The sequence below is a fragment of the Streptomyces griseomycini genome, assembly GCF_014203535.1.
In the GTDB taxonomy this organism is placed as follows: Bacteria; Actinomycetota; Actinomycetes; order Streptomycetales; family Streptomycetaceae; genus Streptomyces; species Streptomyces griseomycini.
In genome coordinates, this window is the sequence record NZ_JACHJI010000006.1 from 372,035 (window position 1) to 392,072 (window position 20,038).

Below are 20,038 nucleotides of genomic sequence, written 5' to 3' on the forward strand. Positions count from 1 at the left end.
CCCTGACGTCAGGGCAGTCCGACGTCCCCCAGGGACGGCAGGAGGGATTCGAGACCGCTCGGCAGGTTGCTGGGCACCCCGCTCGGCAGCTCGGTGGGGAAGCCGGAGGGCAGCTCCGTGGGGAAGCCGGACGGGAGCCAGCTCGGCGGAACGCTGGGCAGCTCGGAGGGGATGCCCGGCAACCGATCGGGCGGACCGCCGGTGCCCGTGCTGCTCTCGGCGGGCTCCTTGTCCGGCGAGTCGTCGTCGCCCGAGGCCACCAGCACGACGAGGGAGACGGCCACGACGGCCGCGATCACGGCGAGCAGGACGAGCAGGAGCCTGCGTCCGCCGGGACCGCGGCCCGGGCCGCCCCGGTCGCCGGGCGGCCCGGGCGGCGGCGCACCGCCGTACGAGGGCGGTCCGAAGTCCCCGCCCGGAGGGGGTGTGTCACCCGGCGGGCCGGACGGCGGCCGGGGCGGTACGGGTGGCATGGCCATACGCACCATGGTCGCCGCGGATCCCGGCTCCGCGCGAGGGTGCCGCGCGGAAGCCGACGCGGCCCCGGGGCACCGGTGCGACGACTCCGGCGCACTCCGCGCGGAGGCGCGCCGCGCACGGCGTCGCACGCGCGGGGGCGCCGGCAGGCGCACCGGACGCGGGACGCACCCGGCGCCGACGAACGCGGGCGGCGGGCCGCCGGTGGAGGCACGGCGGCGCGGGGGCCATCACCGCGGGAAGCACGGCGGCGTGCGCCGGACGCGGCCGGCACCGCGGCGCGCGGGGGCACGGCCGCCCGGGAGCACGCAGCGCACAGGGGTCCGCTGCGGGACCGCCGCAACCGTCCGGGACGCCGTCGCGGAAACCACCACGGACGCGCGGGGGCGCGACCGCCCGGCGTGACAGCCGGTGCGACCGCGCCCCCGCGCGTCCGTGTGCCCGAAGGTCAGCCCCGGGCCCCCAGCAAGTGGTCCATCGCCAGCTGGTCCAGGCGCTCGAAGGCCATGCCGCGCGCGGCGGCGGCGTCGACGTCGAAGTCCTCGAACGCGGACCGGTCGTCGAGCAGGGCCTGGAGGCCGTCGGCCGCCGTGGGCTGGGCCAGCTGGTCCAGACGGGCCGCGCGCAGCGCCTCCTGCACCTCCGGGTCGGCGCGGAACGCGGCCGCGCGCTCCTTGAGGATCAGGTAGTTGCGCATGCAGCCGGCCGCCGAGGCCCACACGCCGTCGAAGTCCTCGGTCCGCGGCGGCTTGAAGTCGAAGTGCCGCGGGCCTTCGTACCCGGCCGACTCCAGCAGGTCCACCAGCCAGAACGCGGCGCGCAGGTCACCCGCGCCGAAGCGGAGGTCCTGGTCGTACTTGATGCCGGACTGGCCGTTGAGGTCGATGTGGAACAGCTTGCCCGCCCACAGCGCCTGGGCGATGCCGTGCGGGAAGTTCAGCCCGGCCATCTGCTCGTGGCCGACCTCCGGGTTGACGCCGTACAGCTCCGGGCGCTCCAGGCGCTCGATGAACGCCAGGGCGTGTCCGATGGTGGGCAGCAGGATGTCGCCGCGCGGCTCGTTCGGCTTGGGCTCGATGGCGAAGCGGATGTCGTAGCCCTGGGCGGTGACGTACTCGCCGAGCAGGTCGAAGGCCTCCTTCATGCGGTCGAGGGCGACGCGCACGTCCTTGGCGGCGCCGGACTCGGCGCCCTCCCGGCCGCCCCAGGCCACGTAGGTCTGCGCGCCGAGCTCGGCCGCGAGGTCGATGTTGCGCATGGTCTTGCGCAGCGCGTAGCGGCGCACGTCGCGGTCGTTGGCGGTGAACCCGCCGTCCTTGAACACCGGGTGGGTGAACAGGTTGGTGGTGGCCATCGGCACCTTCATGCCGGTGTCGTCCAGCGCCTGCCGGAACCGCTTGACGTGCTCCTCCCGCTCGCTCTCGCTCGAGCCGAAGGGGATGAGGTCGTCGTCGTGGAAGGTGACGCCGTGGGCGCCCAGCTCGGCGAGACGCCGAACGGACTCGACCGGGTCGAGGGCGCGCCGCGTGGCGTCACCGAAGGGGTCCCGTCCCTGCCAGCCGACGGTCCACAGTCCGAACGTGAACTTGTCCTCGGGGGTGGGCTGGTAGCTCATGCCGCGGCTCCTTGCTCGCTGAGACTATTTCGTCATGGCGCTTTACAAATTAGTATGCAGGAACATTTCTGGGAAGAGACACACCCCGCCGAGTCGCGGAAGTGGGTCGCAGAAGAGGGAGAGACCGATGTCAGCAGCCGAGGGTCCGCTCGTCGTCGGCGTGGACACATCCACCCAGTCCACCAAGGCGCTGGTCGTCGACGTGGCCACCGGCCGGATCGTGGCGAGCGGCCAGGCGCCGCACACGGTGACCTCCGGGGCGGGCCGGGAGAGCGATCCGCGCCAGTGGTGGGACGCCCTGCGCGAGGCGCTGCGCCAGTGCGGCGAACCGGCGCACGAGGCCGCCGCCGTGTCGATCGGCGGGCAGCAGCACGGCCTGGTCACCCTGGACGAGCGGGGCGAGCCGGTGCGGCCGGCGCTGCTGTGGAACGACGTGCGCTCCGCGCCCCAGGCCCGCCGGCTCACCGAGGAACTGGGCGGCGCGAAGTTCTGGGCCGAGCGCACCGGAAGCGTGCCCGCCGCCTCCTTCACGGTCACCAAGTGGGCCTGGCTGGCGGAGCACGAGCCGGAGGCGGTCCGCGCCACCAGGGCCGTCCGGCTCCCCCACGACTACCTCACCGAGCGGCTCACCGGCCAGGGCACGACCGACCGCGGCGACGCCTCCGGCACCGGCTGGTGGGCCTCCGGGACCGAGGCCTACGACGAGGAGATCCTCGCCCACGTGGGCCTCGACCCGGCGCTGCTGCCCCGCGTCGTGCGGCCCGGCGAGGTGGCCGGGACCGTGCGCGACGGCCACGACCTGCCGTTCTCCAGGGGCACCCTGGTGGCGTGCGGCACCGGGGACAACGCCGCCGCCGCGCTGGGCCTCGGGATACGCCCCGGCACGCCGGTGATGAGCCTCGGCACCTCGGGCACCGTGTACGCCGTGTCGCGGCGCAGGCCGGCCGACCCGACCGGCACGGTCGCGGGCTTCGCCGACGCGCGCGGCGACTGGCTGCCGCTGGCGTGCACCCTCAACTGCACGCTGGCCGTGGACCGGGTCGCGGCCCTGCTGGGCCTGGACCGCGAGGCCGTCGAACCCGGCCGCGGCGTCACGCTGCTGCCGTTCCTGGACGGCGAACGCACCCCGAACCTCCCCGACTCCTCCGGCCTGCTGCACGGGCTGCGCCACGACACCACCGGCGGCCAGCTGCTCCAGGCCGCCTACGACGGCGCCGTGTACTCCCTGCTGGCCGCGCTCGACCTCGTCCTCGACGAGGACGCCGACCCGTCGGCACCCCTGCTGCTGATCGGCGGCGGCGCCCGGGGCACGGCCTGGCAGCAGACCGTACGGCGGCTGTCGGGGCGGCCCGTGCAGGTGCCCGGGGCCAAGGAGTTGGTCGCGCTCGGCGCCGCGGCGCAGGCGGCCGGGCTGCTCACCGGGGAGGACCCGGCCGCGGTCGCCCGGCGCTGGGACACGGCGGCCGGGCCGGTGCTGGAGGCGGTGGAGCGGGACGAGGAGACGCTGGCCAGGCTCGCCGGGGTACTCTCCGACGCGGCCCCGCTGCTGGAGCGCGCCCCGGGCGCCGAGTGACGGCACGGCCCGAGGACACCGGCCGCACGCCCTGCCCGAAGGCACCGCCCGACGGCGGGGAGCGGCGGCAGGCGACGACGGAGAGACCGAGGACTGACGGAGGAATGAGCGCACCGCTGCACGAGGCCCGCCCGGCCGGCCCGGGGCGCGCACTGCCCGACACCCAGCAGGGCATGCGCCGTCGCAACCTCTCGCGGGTGCTGCACACCGTCAGCGCCGAGGGGCCGCTGTCCCGGGCCGCCGTCGCCTCACGCATCGGGCTGACCCGCGCGGCGGTGTCCACCCTGGTCGACGAGCTCATCCGCTCGGGGCTCCTGGAGGAACTGGGCCCCGAGCGGCCCGGACGCGTGGGCCGCCCCGGCTCGGCGCTCGCCGTCAGCGGCAACGGCCCGGCGGGAGTCGGCGCCGAGGTCGGCGTCGACCACCTCGCGGTCTGCGCGGTCGACCTGCGCGGGCGGGTCCGCTCACGGGCGGTGCGGCACGTGGCGAACCGGGACCGCTCCCCCGAGCCGGTGATCGGGGACCTCACCGAGCTGGTCCACCGGGTCGTCGCCGAGGCGGAGGCCGAGGGCCTGTGGCCGGCGGGGCTCGCCGTGGCCGTACCGGGGCTGGTGGCGCGCGACGCCCGGACCGTCGTGCGCGCCCCGAACCTCGGCTGGCAGGACACGGACCTCGGCGCGCTGCTGCCGGCCCGGTTCCCGCTCACCGTGGCCAACGAGGCCAACTTCGGCGCACTCGCCGAACTCTGGCTCGGTGAGGGGACCCCGCGGGACTTCCTCCACGTGTCGGCCGAGATCGGCATCGGTGCCGCGGTGGTCGTGGACGGGCGGCTGCTGCACGGAAACCGGGGCTTCGCGGGCGAGTTGGGCCATGTGCCGGTGCAGCCCGAGGGACCGGAGTGCGCGTGCGGCGGACGCGGCTGCCTGGAGCAGTACGCCGGCGAGGACGCGGTGCTGCGCGCGGCCGGGCTGGAGCCGGGCGAGGACCGCGTCGGAAGGCTCGCGGGCCGCGCCGAACAGGGCGACGCGGCCGTACGGCGCGCCCTGCACGACGCGGGAACGGCGCTCGGCATCGCCCTGACCGGGGCGGTCAATCTGCTGGACCCCGAGAGCGTCGTGCTGGGCGGCGCGCTGTCCGGACTCGCGCCCTGGCTGCTGCCGGCCCTGCGGTCCGAGCTGGCCCGCCGTACGGCGGGACCGGCCTGCCCCGTCTCCGTGTCCGCGCTGGGTCCGGAAGGACCGCTGCTGGGCGCGGCGCACTCGGTGGTGCGGGGGGTCCTGGACGACCCGGCGGCCGTCGCCGAGCGGGCCTGAGACGGCCCGCCGTCCCACGGACGGCGGGCGACGGCTCCGGCACCTCACCTCTCGATTACGAATCGTTCAACTCCTGGTTTCCGCACGGTGAGCAGGCGACGATGAGAACATGACACCGGCGCAGCGAGCCATGGAGCGACTGGGGACGTGGCCCGACCTCACGGCCTGTCCGGCAGGTTGCGGTACGGGGCAGGCGTTCCGCACCGCCCGTGACGAGATCGTCCACTTCCACTCCGATCGGGACGTGGACCTCCACCTCACCCGCCGCGCCATCCAGCGCTTCCACTACGACCTGGGCGGGTCGAGCGCGATACAACTGGTCCCGGGCTCGTGCTGGGTGACGGTGCATCTGGACTGCGCGACGGACGTCGACCTGCTGCTGAGCCTGGTGAGCGTCGCCCTCAAGGCCCACCAGGTCCGGCCCCCGTCCACCGGGCCGGTGCCGGCCGGGTGCAACTTCCACCGGGTCACCGTGCTGCCGCGCGACGCGGTGAACGAGCGCTGAGCCGCCCGCCGGGACCCGTGGGCCCTCACGGCCGCAGACTGCCGACGATGTCCGCGGTCGCCGTGAGGCCGCTGTGGATGGTGGGGGCGATGCTGGTGCTGGCCAGGTAGAAGCCGAGCAGCAGGCAGACCAGGGCGTGGGAGATCTTCAGCCCGCCGTTGCGCAGGAAGATCACCGCCAGGACCGCGAGCAGCAGCACCACAGAGATGGAAACGGCCATCGTCAACCTCCTCCGCCACGTCCGCTTCGCGGCGTTCGGCCGCAAGTGTGGCGTAGCGGAGGGTTCGTCCGGGCGGCTGACCTGTCCTCCGAACGTGTGGTGTCACGCCCGCCGGTGGGCGTCGAGGAAGGATTCCAGCCCGGCGAGGTCGTCGGTGTTGAGGTGGTCGACGTCCGCGGCGACCAGTTCGCCCCACAGCGCGTCGCGTGCGGGGCCCGGGAGGTCCGGGGTGGCCCAGAACCGTACCTTCTGCCCGCGCGCGTGCGCGGTGCCCACGATGTCCCGCAGTTTCCGGCGCTCGGCGTCGGGGAACGCTCCGGCGCCCCGCCAGGTGAAGTGGAGCGTCCAGTTGTCGCTGATCAACGGGACGAAGGAGGCCGGCGCCGGGCCGCCGAGGTCGGCGAGACGGCCGTCGTAGAAGGCGCGGCGCACCCGCTGGGCCTCCATGGGCGCACGGGCCGCGCGGTCGCCGGAGACGACGGCCGTGACGGGCCCGGGCAGGACCCGGCCGTGCGCGTAGGTGGTGAACAGGTGCCGGTAGCGGCGCAGACGGCGGTCGAGTGCGAGGTAGGTGGACGAGCCCTCGGTCTTGAGGTCGACGAGGAGCTGGAACGGCCCGCGGTGCCCGCGGTACACGGAGCCCCGGTGGGCGCGGACGCGGGCGGCGAGCGGATCGAGGTAGAGGGATTCGAGGGTGCGGGACGGGTCGAGGTCCTCGGGGTCGTGGGCGACGAGGAGTTGGTCGCCGACCAGGAAGACGTCCGCCTCGACGCTGCCGAAGCGGTGGTCGAGGGCGTCGAGGAGGGGGCGCGGGTGCTCGTAGTCGTTGTGGGCGTGGGCGCGCCACAACGGGCGCGGGTGGTGCTTCCGTTCGCCGGCCAGCGCCTGGGCGGCGGGGAGGGCGACGGAACCGGCGAGGGCGGCGCCGAGGGTGGTGAGGGCTCTGCGGCGGGTGGTGAGGGCCATGTTCTTCCTCCCTGGTGGGGCCGTACGGGGCCTCAGTGAGTATGCGGTCCGTACGAGGCCGAGGAGCAGTACCGTGCGGGGAGTTGGCCGATCCGCCGTCGTGTGTTCACCTCACCGCGCGGGGCGCGCAGAAGCCCGCCCCCCGAGGGGCGGGCTTCTGCCGCTGTTCGACCGGGGGGTCAGGGCGCCCGCAGGTCGACCAGTTCGGCCAGCGCCTCGCGGTGGGCGCCCGCCGTCCCGTAGGCGATCGAGTCGGCCTTGGCGCGCTTCAGGTAGAGGTGTGCCGGGTGTTCCCAGGTCATGCCGATGCCGCCGTGCAGCTGCAGCGCCTCCTCGGCGGCGCGGACCGCGGCGGGGGCCGCGTAGGCCTGGGCGACGGCGACCGCCACGTCGGCGTCCTCACCGGTCGCCAGGGCGTCGGCGGCGCCCCGCGCGGCGGCGCGGAGGTTGACGACCTCCAGCCACAGCTGGGCCAGCCGGTGCTTGAGCGCCTGGAAACCGCCGACGGGGCGGTTGAACTGCTTGCGGTCCTTCAGGTAGCGGACGGTCTCCGTCAGCGACCGGTCGGCGAGACCGAGCTGTTCCGATGCGAGCAGTCCGGCCCCGGCCCGCAGGGCACGGCGTACGGCGGGTTCGGCGTCGCCCAGCCGGCGCCCGGGGGCGCCCTCGAGCGTCACGCGCGCCACCGGTCGGGTCAGGTCCAGGGAGACCTGAGGGGTGACGGTCGCGGCGGAGGCGTCGACCGCGTACAGCCCTCCGTCGTCCGCGGGCACCAGCAGCACGTCGGCGAGGGCCGCGTCGGCGATCCCGGTCAGCTCCCCGTGCAGAGCGCCCTTCTCGAGCCGCGCGTTCGCGAAGGCGCCGCCCGGGGCCACGTGCAGTCCGACGGCCAGCGCACCGATCGTCGTCGCGGACGCCAGCTCCGCGAGCAGACCGTCGGTCCCACAGGCCAGCAGCGCCTCGGTGGCGACGACGGCGCTCGTCAGATAGGGAACGGGCGCGACCGCGCGGCCCAGTTCCTCCAGGACGACGGCGGCCTCCCGGTGTGTGGCGCCCTGACCGCCCAGTTCCTCGGGCACCAGCAGGCCGGCGAGGCCCATCGTGCCGGAGAGCGCCTTCCACACCTGCACGTCGTGCGGCGCGGCCGACTCGGTCCGGGCGATCACGCCCGCCGCGTCGCAGTGGTCGGTGAGCAGGTCCCGGACGGCGGCGCGCAGCGCCTCTTCCTCTTCCGAGTACAGCAGGTCGGGCTGTGCGCTCATCGGGCCAGGTCCTTCCACGCGACGTCCTTGTCGGTGCGCGGCTCGGCCGGCAGGCCCAGGACGCGCTCGGCGACGATGTTCAGCAGGACCTCACTGGTCCCGCCCTCGATGCTGTTGCCCTTGGAGCGGAGGTAGCGGTAACCGGCGTCGCGGCCGGTGAAGTCGACCAGCTCCGGGCGGCGCATGGTCCAGTCGTCGTACAGCAGGCCCTCTTCGCCGCGGAGTTCCACCTCCAGCCCGCTGATCTCCTGGTTGAGGCGGGCGAAGGCGAGCTTCATGCCGGCCCCCTCGGGGCCGGGCTGGCCGGCGACGAGCTGCTGGCGCAGGCGTTCGCCGGTGAGGCGGGCGACCTCGGCCTCGACCCAGAGCCTCAGCAGCCGCTGGTGCAGGTCGTGGGTGCGCAGTTCGGGGCGTTCGCGCCAGGTCCTCGAGACCGGGCCGATCATGCCGCCCTCGCGGGGCAGCCGCATGCCGCCGATGGCGACGCGCTCGTTGTTCAGCGTGGTCTGCGCGACCCGCCAGCCGTCGCCGACCTCGCCGAGGCGGCGGGAGTCGGGGATGCGGACGTCGGTGAGGAACACCTCGTTGAACTCGGCCTCACCGGTGATCTGGCGCAGCGGCCGCACCTCGACCCCGGGGTCGGTCATGTCGCAGAGGAAGTAGGTGATGCCCCGGTGCTTGGGGACGTCCGGGTCGGTGCGGGCGATGAGGATGGCCCAGCGGGCGAGGTGGGCGCTGGACGTCCACACCTTCTGCCCGTTGACCACCCAGTCCTCGCCCTCCCGGACGGCACGGGTGCCGAGCGCGGCCAGGTCCGATCCGGCGCCCGGCTCGCTGAACAGCTGGCACCAGACCTCCTCGCCCGTCCACAGGGGCCGCAGGAAGCGCCGCTTCTGCTCCTCCGTGCCGTACTGCAGGATCGTCGGCGCGGCCATGCCCAGACCGATGCCGATGCGCCGCGGGTCGTTGTCGGGGGCCCCCGCGGCCGCCAGCTCGGCGTCCACGACGGCCTGGAGGGAGCGCGGGACGCCGAGCCCGCCGAGTCCCTCGGGGAAGTGCACCCAGGCGAGTCCGGCGTCGAAGCGGGCGCGCAGGAACTCCAGGCGCTCGGTCCCGGCGGGCGGATGCGCGGCCAGCAGCTCGTGCGTGCGGCGGCGCAGCTCGGCGGCGTCGGTCATGCGGCGGCTCCGTTCTGAAGGGCGGGCAGCACGGCGACGCGTCCGGTGGTGACACCGTCGGCGACCCGCTGCACGGCGGTCGCGGCGCCGGCGAGCGGGACGCGCTCGCTCACCAGCGGCTTGATCGCACCCCGGGCGGCCAGCTCGGTGAGCTGCTCGTGGCAGTGCTGGACCAGCTTCGGGTTCTTGGTGTTGTACAGGCCCCAGTGCAGGCCGAGGATCGAGTAGTTCTTCACCAGGGCGTGGTTCAGCGCCGGGCTGGGGATCGTGCCGCTGGCGAAGCCGACGACGACGATGCGCCCCTCGAAGGCGACCGCCTTGGCGGACTGGGCGTAGGCCGGGCCGCCGACGGGGTCGTAGACCACGTCGGCGCCCCGGCCGCCGGTGGCCTCCTTGACGGCGGCGACGACGTCCTGCTCCCGGCGGTCGACCACCACGTCGCAGCCCAGCTCGCGGGCGACGGCCGCCTTCCCCGCGCCGCCGACGACACCGATGACCGTGGCGCCCGCCGCCTTGCCGAGCTGCACGGCCGCGCTGCCGACCCCTCCCGCGGCGGCGTGGACGAGCAGGGTCTCGCCGGCCTCCAGGCCGGCCCGGCGGTGCAGGCCGAACCAGCCGGTCTGGTAGCCGATGTGCAGGGCGGCGGCCTCGGCGTCGTCCAGGGCGTCGGGCGCGGGCAGCAGGGCGCGGGCGTCCGCGAGGGCGTACTCGGCGAAGCCGCCGTGCGGCAGCGCGGGATTGGCGATCACCCGGCGTCCGTCCTCGGTCTCGCCGCAGATCTCCACGCCCGGCGTGAACGGCAGCGGCGGCCTGACCTGGTACTGCCCCCGGCACATCAGCGCGTCGGGGAAGTTGACGTTGGCGGCGCGCACCTTCAGCAGGATCTGCCCCTCGCCGGGCGTCGGTCGCGCCACGTCCGCGAGGCGCATCACCTCGCCCGGCTCGCCGAGCTCGTGCACTTGCCATGCCTGCATGCGGGGCCTCCACGGGGCTGGTGGACGTCGGGGTTCACCCGGACCGGGTCCACCGCATACTAAGCGGTTGCTTGCTCTCAGGGAACAGTCGTGTGCGTCACGCCCGCTTGGGCCGTGCCCGTACGTGCATCCGCTCCCCCTGCGGCCCGAACAGGCTGAGGAACTCCACCGGCCCCTCCCCCGTCGAGCCGAACCAGTGCGGCACGCGCGTGTCGAACTCGGCGGCCTCGCCCGCGGTCAGCACCACGTCGTGCTCGCCCAGCACCAGCCGGAGCCTCCCGGACAGCACGTACAGCCACTCGTAGCCCTCGTGGGTGCGGGGTTCGGGCTCGAGCCTGCGCCGCGGTTCGAGCACCTTGTAGGCCTGGAGCCCGCCGGGCTGGCGGGTGAGCGGCCAGTGGGTGCGGCCGTGGCGCACGATCGGCTCGGAACGGACCCGCGGATCGCCGACCGGCGGCGCGCCGACCAGTTCGTCCAGCGGCACCTGGTGGGCCTGCGCGATCGGCAGCAGCAGTTCCAGACTGGGTCTGCGCAGTCCGGACTCCAGCCGCGAGAGGGTGCTGACGGAGATGCCGGTCGCCTCGGACAGAGCCGCGAGCGTCACCTCCCGCTCCCTCCTGATCCGCCGCAGCCGGGGGCCCACCTCGGCGAGGACGTCGTCCGTGCTCGTGCTGTCGTCGGTCATACCAGTATTGCAGGATCGGCAAAGTCGTTTGTCAATCCTGCAGTGCCTGGGCGACCGTCGTCGTGGAGGTGGTCAACATGAACAAGACGTACACCGACGAGCTCTACGACGTGGTCGTCGTCGGCGGCGGCGCGGCGGGGCTGTCCGCCGCTCTGGTGCTGGGCCGGGCCCGGCGCCGGACGCTGGTCGTCGACGCCGGCGAACCGCGCAACGCGCCCTCGTCCCACATGCAGGGCTATCTGTCGCGCGACGGGATGTCGCCGGCCGAGTTCCTCGCGGCCGGGCGGGAGGAGATCGCGCGCTACGGCGTCGAGCTCGTCCGGGACCGGGTCACGGACGTGTCCCGGGGCGAGGACTTCACCGTCGTGCTCGGCACAGGGCGGACCGTGCGGGCCCGCCGGCTGGTCGTCGCCACCGGGCTGAAGGACGAGCTGCCCGCGGTGCCCGGGGTCGCCGAGCGGTTCGGGCGGGACGTGCTGCACTGCCCGTTCTGCCACGGCTGGGAGGTGCGCGACGAGCCCTTCGGCGTCCTCGCTTCCGGTGCGACGAGCGTGCACCAGGCGCTGATGGTGTCCCAGTGGTCCAAGGACGTCACCTTCTTCCTGCACACGGTCGCCGAGGAGGAGCTGTCCGACCAGGACCTGCGGCGGCTGGCCGCCGCCGGGGTCGACGTGGTGCCCGGCGAGGTCGCGGAGCTGCTGGTCGAGGACGACCGGCTCGCCGGGGTCCGCCTCGCCGACGGCTCCACGCACGCCCGCTCCGTGCTCTACGTCGGACCGCGCCCCGTGCCGCAGACGGGCCTGCTCCGGCGGCTGGGCGCCGAGATGAACGAGACCCCGTTCGGCACGTACCCGGTCGTCGACGCCACGGGCCTGACCACGGTGCCCGGCGTCTGGGCGGCGGGCAACGCGATCGGCTTCGCCGAGCAGGTCGTCCACGCGGCGAGCGGCGGCTACCGCGCGGCGGCCGCGATCGTCGGGGACCTGCTCATGACCGACCTGGACGCGGCGGTGACCGGGTGACCCCCGGACGGCCGGGTGTGAAGGACACGACTCCGTAGCACTCTGACTGCATGCTGCTGTCCCGTCTGGCCCGTGTGTCCCAGGAAGTCGCCGCCGCCTCCGCGCGGTCCCGGAAGATCGCTCTGCTCGCCGAGCTGTTCCGGGACGCCGAGGCGGACGACGTGCCGATCGTCATCCCGTATCTGGCGGGGCGGCTGCCGCAGGGCCGGCTCGGCGTCGGCTGGAAGGTGCTGGGCCGTCCGGTCGCCCCCGCCGCCGAGCCGACCCTGACCGTCCGCGAGGTCGACGCCCTGCTCGGCAGGCTGGGCGGGGTGTCCGGTCCCGGATCACGGGCCGAGCGGGCCCGGCTGGTCGGGGAGCTGCTGGGCGCGGCCACCGAGGACGAGCAGCGGTTCCTGTTCGGGCTGCTCACCGGGGAGGTCCGGCAGGGCGCCCTGGACGCGGTCGCGGTGGAGGGGCTGGCGCGGGCGACGGGGGCGCCGGCGGCGGAGGTGCGGCGCGCGGTGATGCTCGCGGGCTCCCTGCAGACGGTGGCCGGGGCGCTGCTGGCGGACGGCCCCGCCGCGCTGGAGCGGTTCCGTCTCACCGTCGGCCGCCCGGTGCTGCCGATGCTGGCCCACAGCGCCTCCTCGGTCGCCGAGGCGGTCGAGAAGCTCGGCGCCTGCGCGGTCGAGGAGAAACTGGACGGCGTCCGGATCCAGGTCCACCGCGACGGCGACACCGTCCGCGTGCACACCCGGACCCTCGACGACATCACCGACCGTCTGCCGGAAGTGACCGCGGCGGCACGGGAGTTGCCGGGCGAACGCTTCGTCCTCGACGGGGAGGTCGTCTCCTTCGACGCGGACGGGCGCCCCCGCTCGTTCCAGGAGACCGCCGGACGGGTCGGCTCCCGGGTGGACGTGGCGACGGCCGCCCGGGAGGTCCCCGTCTCGCCCGTCTTCTTCGACGCGCTGTCCGTCGACGGCCGCGACCTGCTGGACCTGCCGTTCGCCGAGCGGCACGCGGAGCTGGCCCGGCTCGTCCCGGAACCCCTGCGGGTGCGGCGCACGGTGGTGTCCGGACCTCAGGACACGGGCGCCGCGGAGGAGTTCCTCGCCGCGACCCTGGAGCGCGGCCACGAGGGCGTCGTGGTCAAAGGACTCGACGCCCCCTACAGCGCGGGCAGGCGCGGCGCCTCCTGGCTGAAGGTCAAACCCGTGCACACGCTCGACCTGGTGGTGCTGGCCGCCGAGTGGGGTCACGGCCGGCGCGCCGGGAAGCTGTCCAACCTGCACCTGGGCGCCCGCACCGCCGACGGCGGCTTCGCCATGCTCGGCAAGACGTTCAAGGGCATGACCGACGCGATGCTCGCCTGGCAGACCGAGCGGCTGCGGGAGCTGGCCGTCGACGAGGGCGGGTACGTCGTCACCGTACGGCCCGAGCTCGTCGTGGAGATCGCCTACGACGGCCTCCAGCGCTCCCCCCGCTACCCGGCCGGCGTCGCCCTGCGCTTCGCCCGCGTGGTCCGCTACCGCGAGGACAAGCGCCCCGAGGAGGCCGACACGGTCGAGGCGCTGCTCGCCGCGCATCCGGAGGTACGGCCGTGAGGGGCGCCCGGAGCGCCGGCCTGCTGCTGTTCCGGCGCACCGACCGGGGCCTGGAGGTGCTGCTCGGGCACATGGGCGGCCCGTTCTTCGCGCGGCGGGACACCGGGGCGTGGACCGTGCCCAAGGGCGAGTACGACCCCGCAGAACCGGCCTGGGAGGCGGCGCGCCGGGAGTTCCGGGAGGAGCTGGGGCTGGAGCCGCCGGACGGGGAGGCGTTCCCCCTCGGGGAGGTCCGGCAGTCGGGCGGCAAGGTCGTCACGGCGTGGGCGGTCGAGGCCGACCTCGACCCGGCGACGGTCGTCCCCGGCACGTTCACGACGGAGTGGCCGCCGAGGTCCGGGCGGATCCGGGAGTTCCCGGAGCTGGACCGGGTGGAGTGGTTCGCACTGGACCGGGCCCGGGAGGTGATCGTCACCGCGCAGTCGGCGTTTCTCGACCGCCTGGCGGAGCACTCGTCCTGAGGGGCCCTCCCGCGTTGCGCGGCCCATCTCCGCGCGGGAAGGTCGAAAAGCACAGCCCGTCCCCAGGGAGGTCAGCGATGCACATCGCAACGGTCAATCCGGCGAACGGCGAGACGGTCAAGACGTACCACCCCATGGGAGAGGACGAGATCGAGCGCCGGCTCCAGCTCGCCCAGGCCACGTTCCGCACGTACCGGACGACGGCCTTCGACGAGCGCGCCCGTCTGCTGCACCGGGCCGCCGACCTCCTCCTCGAGGACCAGCAGGACATCGCCCGGGTGATCACCACGGAGATGGGCAAGCCGGTCAAGCAGGCCCGCGCGGAGGCCGCGAAGTGCGCCAAGGCGATGCACTGGTACGCCGATCACGCGGCGGAACTCCTCGCCGACGAGGAGCCCGACGCCTCCGACGTGAAGGACTCCGGCGCCTCCCGGGTCCTGGTGCGCTACCGGCCGATCGGCCCGGTGCTCGCCGTGATGCCGTGGAACTTCCCGCTGTGGCAGGTGATCCGGTTCGCGGCGCCCGCGCTGATGGCGGGCAACGTGGGCCTGCTCAAGCACGCCTCGAACGTGCCGCAGACCGCCCTGTACCTGGAGGACCTGTTCCACCGGGCGGGCTTCACCGAGGGCTGTTTCCAGACCCTGCTGATCGGCTCCGCCGCGGTCGACGACATCCTGCGGGACGAGCGGGTGAAGGCCGCCACCCTCACCGGCAGCGAGCCCGCCGGACGCGCGGTCGCCTCCACCGCCGGGGAGATGGTCAAGAAGACGGTGCTGGAGCTGGGCGGCAGCGACCCGTTCGTGGTCATGCCCTCCGCCGACCTGGACCGGGCCGCCGAGGTCGCCGTGACCGCGCGGACCCAGAACACCGGGCAGTCCTGCATCGCCGCCAAGCGGTTCATCGTGCACACGGACGTCCACGACGCCTTCGCCGAACGCTTCGTCGCGGGCATGAGGGCGCTGAAGGTCGGCGACCCGATGGACGAGGAGACGGACGTCGGGCCGCTCTCCAGCGAACGGGGCCGGACCGACCTGGAGGAACTGGTCGACGACGCCGTCCGCTCGGGCGCCACCGTGCTGTGCGGCGGCGAACGCCCCGACGGGCCCGGCTGGTTCTACCCGCCGACCGTGCTCACCGGGATCACCCGGGAGATGCGCATCCACCGGGAGGAGGCCTTCGGTCCGGTCGCCACGCTGTACCGGGCGGCCGACCTGGACGAGGCCCTGCTGATCGCCAACGACACCGACTTCGGCCTGAGCTCCAACGTCTGGACGCGCGACGAGGCCGAGACCGACCGGTTCGTGAGGGACCTGGAGGCGGGCAGCGTGTACGTGAACGGCATGACGGCGTCCCATCCGGCGTTCCCGTTCGGCGGGGTCAAGCGGTCCGGGTACGGGCGTGAGCTGTCCGGGCACGGAATCCGCGAGTTCTGCAACATCACCACGGTTTGGCACGGTGCGTGACGCTTCCGCGGCTACGATCCCGACTGTGAACCGCGAAGTGACTCTGCCTCTGATCGTCGACGACCGCGGTGCCTTGCAGGTGGCCGCGGCCGACGTGAGCAAATTGCTCCGCACGGTGGGCGGACGGTGGCTGCATCTCGTGGAGGCCGGGGAGGACGGGCTCGACGAGGACACGGTGGCCGCACTCACCATCGAGCTGGCGAAGCTGGCCGACCGGATCGACGTGGCGTGCATCGCGCACAGCAGCGGCGGTGCCCCGTAGGCCCCGCCCGGCCGCCGCGCCCGGTCGGCACGGGAACAGGAAATGTGACGCAATCCTTACGCCGGCACCCGAAGGGCTGACGGGGGACGTGCGGTGGTGTGGACTGCTGAGCGACCGAGTGATCGATCGTGCGATGGAGCAGTCATGAGACGGAATCGTTCCGCGGCCGCCGCGGCCACGGGCCTGGCCGCCGCCTTCCTCGGCCTCGGCCTTCCCGCCACCGCGTGGGCCGCCACCCCGGACGTCCCCGAGGCGTTGCGGATCTCCACCAGCGCCTACGCGGGCTTCCAGCAGTGCGGCGCCGCGACCCCGCCGACGTTCAGCACCGCCAACGGTTCCGCGCCGATGTTCGCCGCCTCGGTCAAGGGGCTGGAACCCCAGCCCGGCCTCGCCGCAAGGATGGAGCTCGCACGCCTCGGCGAGCAGCCGTTCAGCGCCTTGCGGACCACCACGGGGACCGGCCACGTGTGGGCGGTGCAGATCCCCACCAGCACGTTCGGCCCGGGTGACTACCAGTGGCGGATCCGCGCCGAGGGCGCCGAGGGCCCGTCCGACTGGTCCGCCTGGTGCACGTTCACCGTGACCGGACCGGAGCCCGCGCCCACGGGGTTCGCCTACAGCCCCGACGGCGGCGAGCACTGCCTGGACGTGAGCGGCGCCGGCACGGAGGACGCCACGAGGGTGCAGCTGTGGGACTGCAACGGCTCCCTGGGCCAGACCTGGAGGGCCACGCCCGAGGGCACCCTGGTGAACCCGAACTCGGGCAAGTGCCTGGACGTGGCCGACGGGGGGACCGCCGACGGCACCAAGGTGCAGATCCACACGTGCAACGGCACCGGCGCCCAGCAGTGGCGCTACGACCAGACCGTCCCGGTCGGCTTCGTCAACCCCCGGTCCGGCAAGTGCCTGGACGTGCCCTACGCGGACTTCGCCAACGGCGTCCGGGTCCAGATCCACGAGTGCAACGGCACCGACGCCCAGGTCTGGAAGCAGCTCACTCCCGCCTGACCGGCCGGGCGGGAGACCGCAGGGCCGCCCAGAACATGGCTTCGTAGCTCTGCAGGAGACGGCCGTGACGGCGTGCGCGGTGCTCGTCCAGGCTGCCCGTGTCCAGGGCGGCCCGGACCGCCGCCCGGGCCGTGCGGTCGAGGTCCGGGGCCGGTTCGGCGAAGAAGTCGAAGAAGGCGCAGGCCTCGTCGGTGAAGCCGTAGTGGGTGCGCAGGGCCTTCGCGATCGTGGCGCAGTAGCCGCCCCAGGCCGAGAAGTTGGCGGTCACGGCGAGGACGGCGTCGGCCGGCGCGGCGTTGAGGGCCAGCCAGGCGACGCAGGCCGGGTAGGCCTGGCAGCCCGGCAGCGGGTCGTACGCGTCCGCCCGGGCCGCGTCGACACCGCAGGCGGCCGCGAACGGCTCGAGGTGTTCCTCGGCGAGCGCCTCGCCCTCCGCGAGGGCGGTGAAGAACGCGGCGCAGTGCGGTTCGGCGGCAGACCGGTCCGCCAGGTGGAGGAACGCGCGGCGGTCCGCGGGGATCACCAGGCCCTGCTCCAGGGCGAGCGCGGCCAGGACGTCCCGGTCCGCCTCGCCCCGGGCGATCAGCGGCACGAGGGGGTTGGCGCGCGGGTCCGGGGCCAGGTCGCGGGTGGTGGTCTCCAGCAGGTCCCGGGCCGTGCGGGTCATCGCGTCCTCCGTCGCGTCGGTCACACACGAACGTTCCCCCGGGAGGGGACGGGGATAACCCGGCGGTGCCGCCCGCACCGCCGGGTGGTCCTCGCGGCCGCCTCAGCGGATGGGCATGCCCGACAGGGTGCGGGCGATCACCAGGCGCTGGATCTCGCTCGTGCCCTCGAAGATCGTGTAGATGGCGGCGTCGCGGTGCATCCGCTCCACCGGGTACTCGCGCGTGTAGCCGTTGCCGCCGAGGATCTGGATCGCCTGGCCGGTGACCTTCTTGGCGGTCTCGCTGGCGAACAGCTTGGACATCGAACCCTCGGCGGCCGTGAACGGCTTGCCGTTGATCGCCATCCAGGAGGCGCGCCAGACCAGGAGGCGGGCGGCGTCGATCTGGGTGCGCATGTCGGCGAGCTGGAAGGCGACGCCCTGGTTGTCGATGATCGGGCGGCCGAACTGCTCACGCGTCTGGGCGTACTCCAGGGCGACCTCGTACGCGGCGCGGGCGGTGCCGACCGCCATGGCGCCGACGGCCGGACGGGACGCCTCGAAGGTGGCCATGGCGGCGTTCTTCACGCGCTCGCCGCCCTTCTTCGCCTTCTCGCGGGCGCGGGCGAGGCGCTCGTCCAGCTTCTCCTTGCCGCCGAGCAGGCAGGAGCCGGGGACGCGCACCTGGTCCAGGATGACCTCGGCGGTGTGCGAGGCGCGGATGCCGTGCTTCTTGAACTTCTGGCCCTGGGACAGGCCGGGGGTGTTCGGCGGGATGATGAAGGAGGCGTGGCCCTTGGAGCCGAGCTCCGGGTCGACGACCGCGACCACGACGTGGACGTTGGCGATGCCGCCGTTGGTCGCCCAGGTCTTGGTGCCGTTGATCACCCACTCGTCCTTGGCCTCGTCGTACACCGCGCGGGTGCGCATCGAGGCCACGTCGGAGCCGGCGTCGGGCTCGGAGGAGCAGAACGCGGCGACCTTGACGTCGTTCGCGTCGCCGTACATCTGCGGGATCCAGGTGCCGATCTGCTCCTCGGTGCCGTTGGCGAGGACACCCACGGCGGCCAGACCGGTGCCGACGATCGACAGGGCGATGCCCGCGTCGCCCCAGAACAGCTCCTCCATCGCCATGGGGATGCCGAGACCGCTTGCGTCGAAGTACTGCTGGGCGTAGAAGTCCAGGGAGTAGATGCCGACCTTGGCGGCCTCCTGGATGACCGGCCAGGGAGTCTCCTCACGCTCGTCCCATTCGGCGGCCGCGGGGCGGATGACGTCGGCGGCGAAGCCGTGCAGCCAGTCCCGCACCTCCTTCTGTTCGTCGTTGAGCTCCATGGTGAACTCGGCCATGTCCCCTCCAGCGGGCGGTGCACGTGCATGTTACTTGCGGTAACACGAGTCTGTTACCCGCGGGTAGGAAAAGTCAACTCCCCGGGGCCGGTCGGCATCCCGTTCGATGCCCGGAGCGCCGTCAGTGTTAGTTTGCGCAGGCGTCACCGAAACAGCACGGGTGGGGAGAGTTCATGGACACCACACAGCGGACCGATCAGCAGCGGTCCGCCGACCGACGCCGACGCGAGCTGCTGGAGGCCGCCGACCGGGTGGTGCTGCGCGACGGCCCGCAGGCCTCGATGAACGCGATCGCCGCCGAGGCCGGCATCACCAAGCCGATCCTCTACCGGCACTTCGGCGACAAGGGCGGACTCTACGCCGCCCTGGCCAAGCGGCACACCGACGCGCTGCTGGATTCGCTGCGGGCCGCGCTGGACGCCCCGGCGGAGCGGCGCGAGCGGGTCGAGGCCACGCTGGACACGTACCTGGCCGCGATCGAGGCGCGCCCCCAGGTGTACCGGTTCCTGATGCACCCGGCGGAGGGGTCGCAGAGCGACCAGGGCTTCGACGTCGGCAAGCACTCGGCACCGCTGCTGCGCCGGATGGGCGAGGAGCTGGCACAGGTCATCGAGGAGCGGCTGGACCTCGGACCGGGCAGCCAGCAGCTGGCCCGGGTGTGGGGGCACGGCATCGTCGGCATGATGCACGCGGCCGGTGACTGGTGGCTCGGTGAACGGCCCTGCTCCCGCGCCGACTTGGTGCGCAGCCTGGCCGACCTGCTGTGGGGGCGGCTGGCCGCGGCGGGCGACAAGGTGGGCGGCCCGGGGTTCTGAACCCTCCGCCCCCTTCGCCCCCTTCGTCCCTCCCCCTCAGCCCTCCCGGCTCCAGGAAGCCCGCTTCACCTGGCGCATGAGCCTGCGGTGCCGCCACCCCGTCAGCCGGTCGGCGTAGAGACGCCCCTCCACGTGGTCGCACTCGTGCTGCAGGCACCGGGCGAAGAAACCCGTGCCGTGGACGGTGACCGGTTCGCCGGTCGCCGTGAAGCCCTCGACGACCGCGTGGTCGTAACGCTCCGTCCCGGCCTCCAGCCCCGGCAGGGACAGGCAGCCCTCGGGGCCGCGCACCACCACGCCGTCCGTCTCGACCAGCCTCGGGTTCACCACGTGGCCGAGGTGCCGGACGTCCTCGTCGTCCGGGCAGTCGTACACGAACACGCGCAGCGGCTCGCCGATCTGGTTGGCGGCCAGGCCCACCCCCCGGGCCGCGTACATCGTCGCGAACAAGTCCTCCACCAGGCGGACCAGTTCCGGGCCGAAGTCGGTGACCTCCCGGCAGGGTGCGCGCAGCACCGGGTCGCCGAGCAGGGTGAGGGGCCGCACACGTCCGTGGACGCCGGGGATGGAGCCGTGTCGCATGGCGGTCAGAGTACGGTCCTCCCAGCATCGCCCGTCTCACGAGGGTGCCGCGGTTCTGGAGTGCGAACGGAT

The 20,038-nt window shown here is 73.8% G+C and carries 21 protein-coding genes; 10 read left to right on the plus strand and 11 right to left on the minus strand.

Translation table 11 applies throughout. The features are described from left to right. Nucleotides 1-8 precede the first annotated feature (8 nt). On the minus strand, nt 9-479 hold the full coding sequence (locus FHS37_RS19330) for a hypothetical protein (RefSeq protein ID WP_184822878.1): 471 nt from the start codon (nt 477-479) through the stop codon (nt 9-11). A 446-nt stretch (nt 480-925) separates the two neighbouring features. Further along, entirely contained in the window at nt 926-2,092 is a 1,167-nt protein-coding gene (gene xylA, locus FHS37_RS19335) for a xylose isomerase (RefSeq protein ID WP_184822880.1), read from the minus strand. Nucleotides 2,093-2,219: 127 nt separating this feature from the next. Here xylA and xylB point away from each other — a divergent pair, with 127 nt between their 5' ends. The 3 genes from xylB to FHS37_RS19350 all read left to right on the plus strand — a co-directional run bounded on the left by xylB (nt 2,220) and on the right by FHS37_RS19350 (nt 5,483). Beyond that, nucleotides 2,220-3,665: a xylulokinase gene (xylB, locus tag FHS37_RS19340; protein WP_184822882.1), complete on the plus strand. Its 1,446-nt coding sequence runs from the start codon at nt 2,220-2,222 to the stop codon at nt 3,663-3,665. A gap of 104 nt (nt 3,666-3,769) precedes the next feature. Further along, nucleotides 3,770-4,978, plus strand: a complete 1,209-nt coding sequence (locus tag FHS37_RS19345; protein ID WP_184822883.1) for an ROK family transcriptional regulator — start codon at nt 3,770-3,772, stop codon at nt 4,976-4,978. A gap of 109 nt (nt 4,979-5,087) precedes the next feature. Beyond that, nucleotides 5,088-5,483 (plus strand): luciferase domain-containing protein, encoded by a 396-nt coding sequence (locus FHS37_RS19350; RefSeq protein WP_184822885.1) that lies wholly within the window; start codon nt 5,088-5,090, stop codon nt 5,481-5,483. Between the two features lie 25 nt (nt 5,484-5,508). On the opposite strand, the gene FHS37_RS19355 is transcribed toward FHS37_RS19350, so the two are convergent. The 6 genes from FHS37_RS19355 to FHS37_RS19380 form a co-directional block, all read right to left on the minus strand. Next, nucleotides 5,509-5,703, minus strand: coding sequence for a hypothetical protein (locus tag FHS37_RS19355; RefSeq protein ID WP_184822887.1), 195 nt, complete (start codon nt 5,701-5,703; stop codon nt 5,509-5,511). 102 nt (nt 5,704-5,805) lie between these two features. Next, nucleotides 5,806-6,669, minus strand: a complete 864-nt coding sequence (locus FHS37_RS19360; RefSeq protein WP_184822889.1) for a phosphatidylinositol-specific phospholipase C/glycerophosphodiester phosphodiesterase family protein — start codon at nt 6,667-6,669, stop codon at nt 5,806-5,808. Nucleotides 6,670-6,848: 179 nt separating this feature from the next. After that, nucleotides 6,849-7,931 carry an acyl-CoA dehydrogenase family protein gene (locus FHS37_RS19365; RefSeq protein ID WP_184822891.1) on the minus strand — a complete coding sequence of 361 codons (1,083 nt, stop codon included), beginning with the start codon at nt 7,929-7,931 and terminating at the stop codon, nt 6,849-6,851. Then, nucleotides 7,928-9,109: an acyl-CoA dehydrogenase family protein gene (locus FHS37_RS19370; protein ID WP_184822893.1), complete on the minus strand. Its 1,182-nt coding sequence runs from the start codon at nt 9,107-9,109 to the stop codon at nt 7,928-7,930. Before FHS37_RS19370 ends, FHS37_RS19365 begins: the two co-directional genes overlap by 4 nt. After that, on the minus strand, nt 9,106-10,083 hold the full coding sequence (locus FHS37_RS19375) for an NADPH:quinone oxidoreductase family protein (protein WP_184822895.1): 978 nt from the start codon (nt 10,081-10,083) through the stop codon (nt 9,106-9,108). The genes FHS37_RS19370 and FHS37_RS19375 overlap by 4 nt, the downstream gene beginning before the upstream one ends. A 97-nt stretch (nt 10,084-10,180) precedes the next feature. Then, nucleotides 10,181-10,768, minus strand: a complete 588-nt coding sequence (locus tag FHS37_RS19380) for a helix-turn-helix domain-containing protein (protein ID WP_184822897.1) — start codon at nt 10,766-10,768, stop codon at nt 10,181-10,183. 77 nt (nt 10,769-10,845) lie between these two features. Here FHS37_RS19380 and FHS37_RS19385 point away from each other — a divergent pair, with 77 nt between their 5' ends. From FHS37_RS19385 to FHS37_RS19410, 6 genes are all read left to right on the plus strand, one after another. Beyond that, complete coding sequence (locus FHS37_RS19385) at nt 10,846-11,790, plus strand: NAD(P)/FAD-dependent oxidoreductase (protein ID WP_184822899.1); 945 nt, start codon at nt 10,846-10,848, stop codon at nt 11,788-11,790. A 50-nt stretch (nt 11,791-11,840) separates the two neighbouring features. Next, a complete protein-coding gene (locus tag FHS37_RS19390; RefSeq protein WP_184822901.1) occupies nt 11,841-13,379 on the plus strand; it encodes an ATP-dependent DNA ligase in 1,539 nt (512 codons plus the stop codon). Beyond that, entirely contained in the window at nt 13,376-13,840 is a 465-nt protein-coding gene (locus FHS37_RS19395; RefSeq protein WP_184822903.1) for an NUDIX hydrolase, read from the plus strand. Before FHS37_RS19390 ends, FHS37_RS19395 begins: the two co-directional genes overlap by 4 nt. Nucleotides 13,841-13,917: 77 nt before the next feature. Beyond that, nucleotides 13,918-15,303 (plus strand): NADP-dependent succinic semialdehyde dehydrogenase, encoded by a 1,386-nt coding sequence (locus FHS37_RS19400; RefSeq protein WP_184822905.1) that lies wholly within the window; start codon nt 13,918-13,920, stop codon nt 15,301-15,303. Nucleotides 15,304-15,328: 25 nt separating this feature from the next. Further along, nucleotides 15,329-15,565, plus strand: a complete 237-nt coding sequence (locus FHS37_RS19405; protein ID WP_184822908.1) for a DUF6213 family protein — start codon at nt 15,329-15,331, stop codon at nt 15,563-15,565. Between the two features lie 144 nt (nt 15,566-15,709). After that, nucleotides 15,710-16,573 carry an RICIN domain-containing protein gene (locus tag FHS37_RS19410; RefSeq protein WP_184822910.1) on the plus strand — a complete coding sequence of 288 codons (864 nt, stop codon included), beginning with the start codon at nt 15,710-15,712 and terminating at the stop codon, nt 16,571-16,573. Here the strand turns inward: FHS37_RS19410 and FHS37_RS19415 are convergent. Further along, nucleotides 16,560-17,240, minus strand: a complete 681-nt coding sequence (locus FHS37_RS19415) for a transcriptional regulator (protein WP_184823253.1) — start codon at nt 17,238-17,240, stop codon at nt 16,560-16,562. The two genes, FHS37_RS19410 and FHS37_RS19415, sit on opposite strands and share 14 nt — an antisense overlap. 102 nt (nt 17,241-17,342) lie before the next feature. Beyond that, on the minus strand, nt 17,343-18,569 hold the full coding sequence (locus FHS37_RS19420; protein ID WP_184822912.1) for an acyl-CoA dehydrogenase family protein: 1,227 nt from the start codon (nt 18,567-18,569) through the stop codon (nt 17,343-17,345). A gap of 173 nt (nt 18,570-18,742) precedes the next feature. On the opposite strand from FHS37_RS19420, the gene FHS37_RS19425 reads away from it, so the two are divergent. Further along, nucleotides 18,743-19,384: a TetR/AcrR family transcriptional regulator gene (locus FHS37_RS19425; protein ID WP_184822914.1), complete on the plus strand. Its 642-nt coding sequence runs from the start codon at nt 18,743-18,745 to the stop codon at nt 19,382-19,384. A gap of 36 nt (nt 19,385-19,420) precedes the next feature. On the opposite strand, the gene def is transcribed toward FHS37_RS19425, so the two are convergent. Next, the gene (gene def / locus FHS37_RS19430; RefSeq protein WP_184822915.1) at nt 19,421-19,966 is read right to left on the minus strand and encodes a peptide deformylase; all 546 of its coding nucleotides are present in this window, start codon (nt 19,964-19,966) and stop codon (nt 19,421-19,423) included. Nucleotides 19,967-20,038: the final 72 nt, after the last annotated feature.

Bases quoted from the DNA above. Each gene is read 5' to 3' on its own strand.
- FHS37_RS19330 (WP_184822878.1), bottom strand. From the start codon at position 479: ATGGCCATGCCACCCGTACCGCCCCGGCCGCCGTCCGGCCCGCCGGGT.
- FHS37_RS19345 (WP_184822883.1), top strand. From the start codon at position 3,770: ATGAGCGCACCGCTGCACGAGGCCCGCCCGGCCGGCCCGGGGCGCGCA.
- xylA (WP_184822880.1), bottom strand. From the start codon at position 2,092: ATGAGCTACCAGCCCACCCCCGAGGACAAGTTCACGTTCGGACTGTGG.
- FHS37_RS19365 (WP_184822891.1), bottom strand. From the start codon at position 7,931: ATGAGCGCACAGCCCGACCTGCTGTACTCGGAAGAGGAAGAGGCGCTG.
- FHS37_RS19415 (WP_184823253.1), bottom strand. From the start codon at position 17,240: ATGACCCGCACGGCCCGGGACCTGCTGGAGACCACCACCCGCGACCTG.
- FHS37_RS19360 (WP_184822889.1), bottom strand. From the start codon at position 6,669: ATGGCCCTCACCACCCGCCGCAGAGCCCTCACCACCCTCGGCGCCGCC.
- FHS37_RS19420 (WP_184822912.1), bottom strand. From the start codon at position 18,569: ATGGCCGAGTTCACCATGGAGCTCAACGACGAACAGAAGGAGGTGCGG.
- xylB (WP_184822882.1), top strand. From the start codon at position 2,220: ATGTCAGCAGCCGAGGGTCCGCTCGTCGTCGGCGTGGACACATCCACC.
- FHS37_RS19355 (WP_184822887.1), bottom strand. From the start codon at position 5,703: ATGGCCGTTTCCATCTCTGTGGTGCTGCTGCTCGCGGTCCTGGCGGTG.
- FHS37_RS19380 (WP_184822897.1), bottom strand. From the start codon at position 10,768: ATGACCGACGACAGCACGAGCACGGACGACGTCCTCGCCGAGGTGGGC.
- FHS37_RS19400 (WP_184822905.1), top strand. From the start codon at position 13,918: ATGCACATCGCAACGGTCAATCCGGCGAACGGCGAGACGGTCAAGACG.
- def (WP_184822915.1), bottom strand. From the start codon at position 19,966: ATGCGACACGGCTCCATCCCCGGCGTCCACGGACGTGTGCGGCCCCTC.
- FHS37_RS19350 (WP_184822885.1), top strand. From the start codon at position 5,088: ATGACACCGGCGCAGCGAGCCATGGAGCGACTGGGGACGTGGCCCGAC.
- FHS37_RS19385 (WP_184822899.1), top strand. From the start codon at position 10,846: ATGAACAAGACGTACACCGACGAGCTCTACGACGTGGTCGTCGTCGGC.
- FHS37_RS19410 (WP_184822910.1), top strand. From the start codon at position 15,710: ATGAGACGGAATCGTTCCGCGGCCGCCGCGGCCACGGGCCTGGCCGCC.
- FHS37_RS19370 (WP_184822893.1), bottom strand. From the start codon at position 9,109: ATGACCGACGCCGCCGAGCTGCGCCGCCGCACGCACGAGCTGCTGGCC.
- FHS37_RS19375 (WP_184822895.1), bottom strand. From the start codon at position 10,083: ATGCAGGCATGGCAAGTGCACGAGCTCGGCGAGCCGGGCGAGGTGATG.
- FHS37_RS19390 (WP_184822901.1), top strand. From the start codon at position 11,841: ATGCTGCTGTCCCGTCTGGCCCGTGTGTCCCAGGAAGTCGCCGCCGCC.
- FHS37_RS19425 (WP_184822914.1), top strand. From the start codon at position 18,743: ATGGACACCACACAGCGGACCGATCAGCAGCGGTCCGCCGACCGACGC.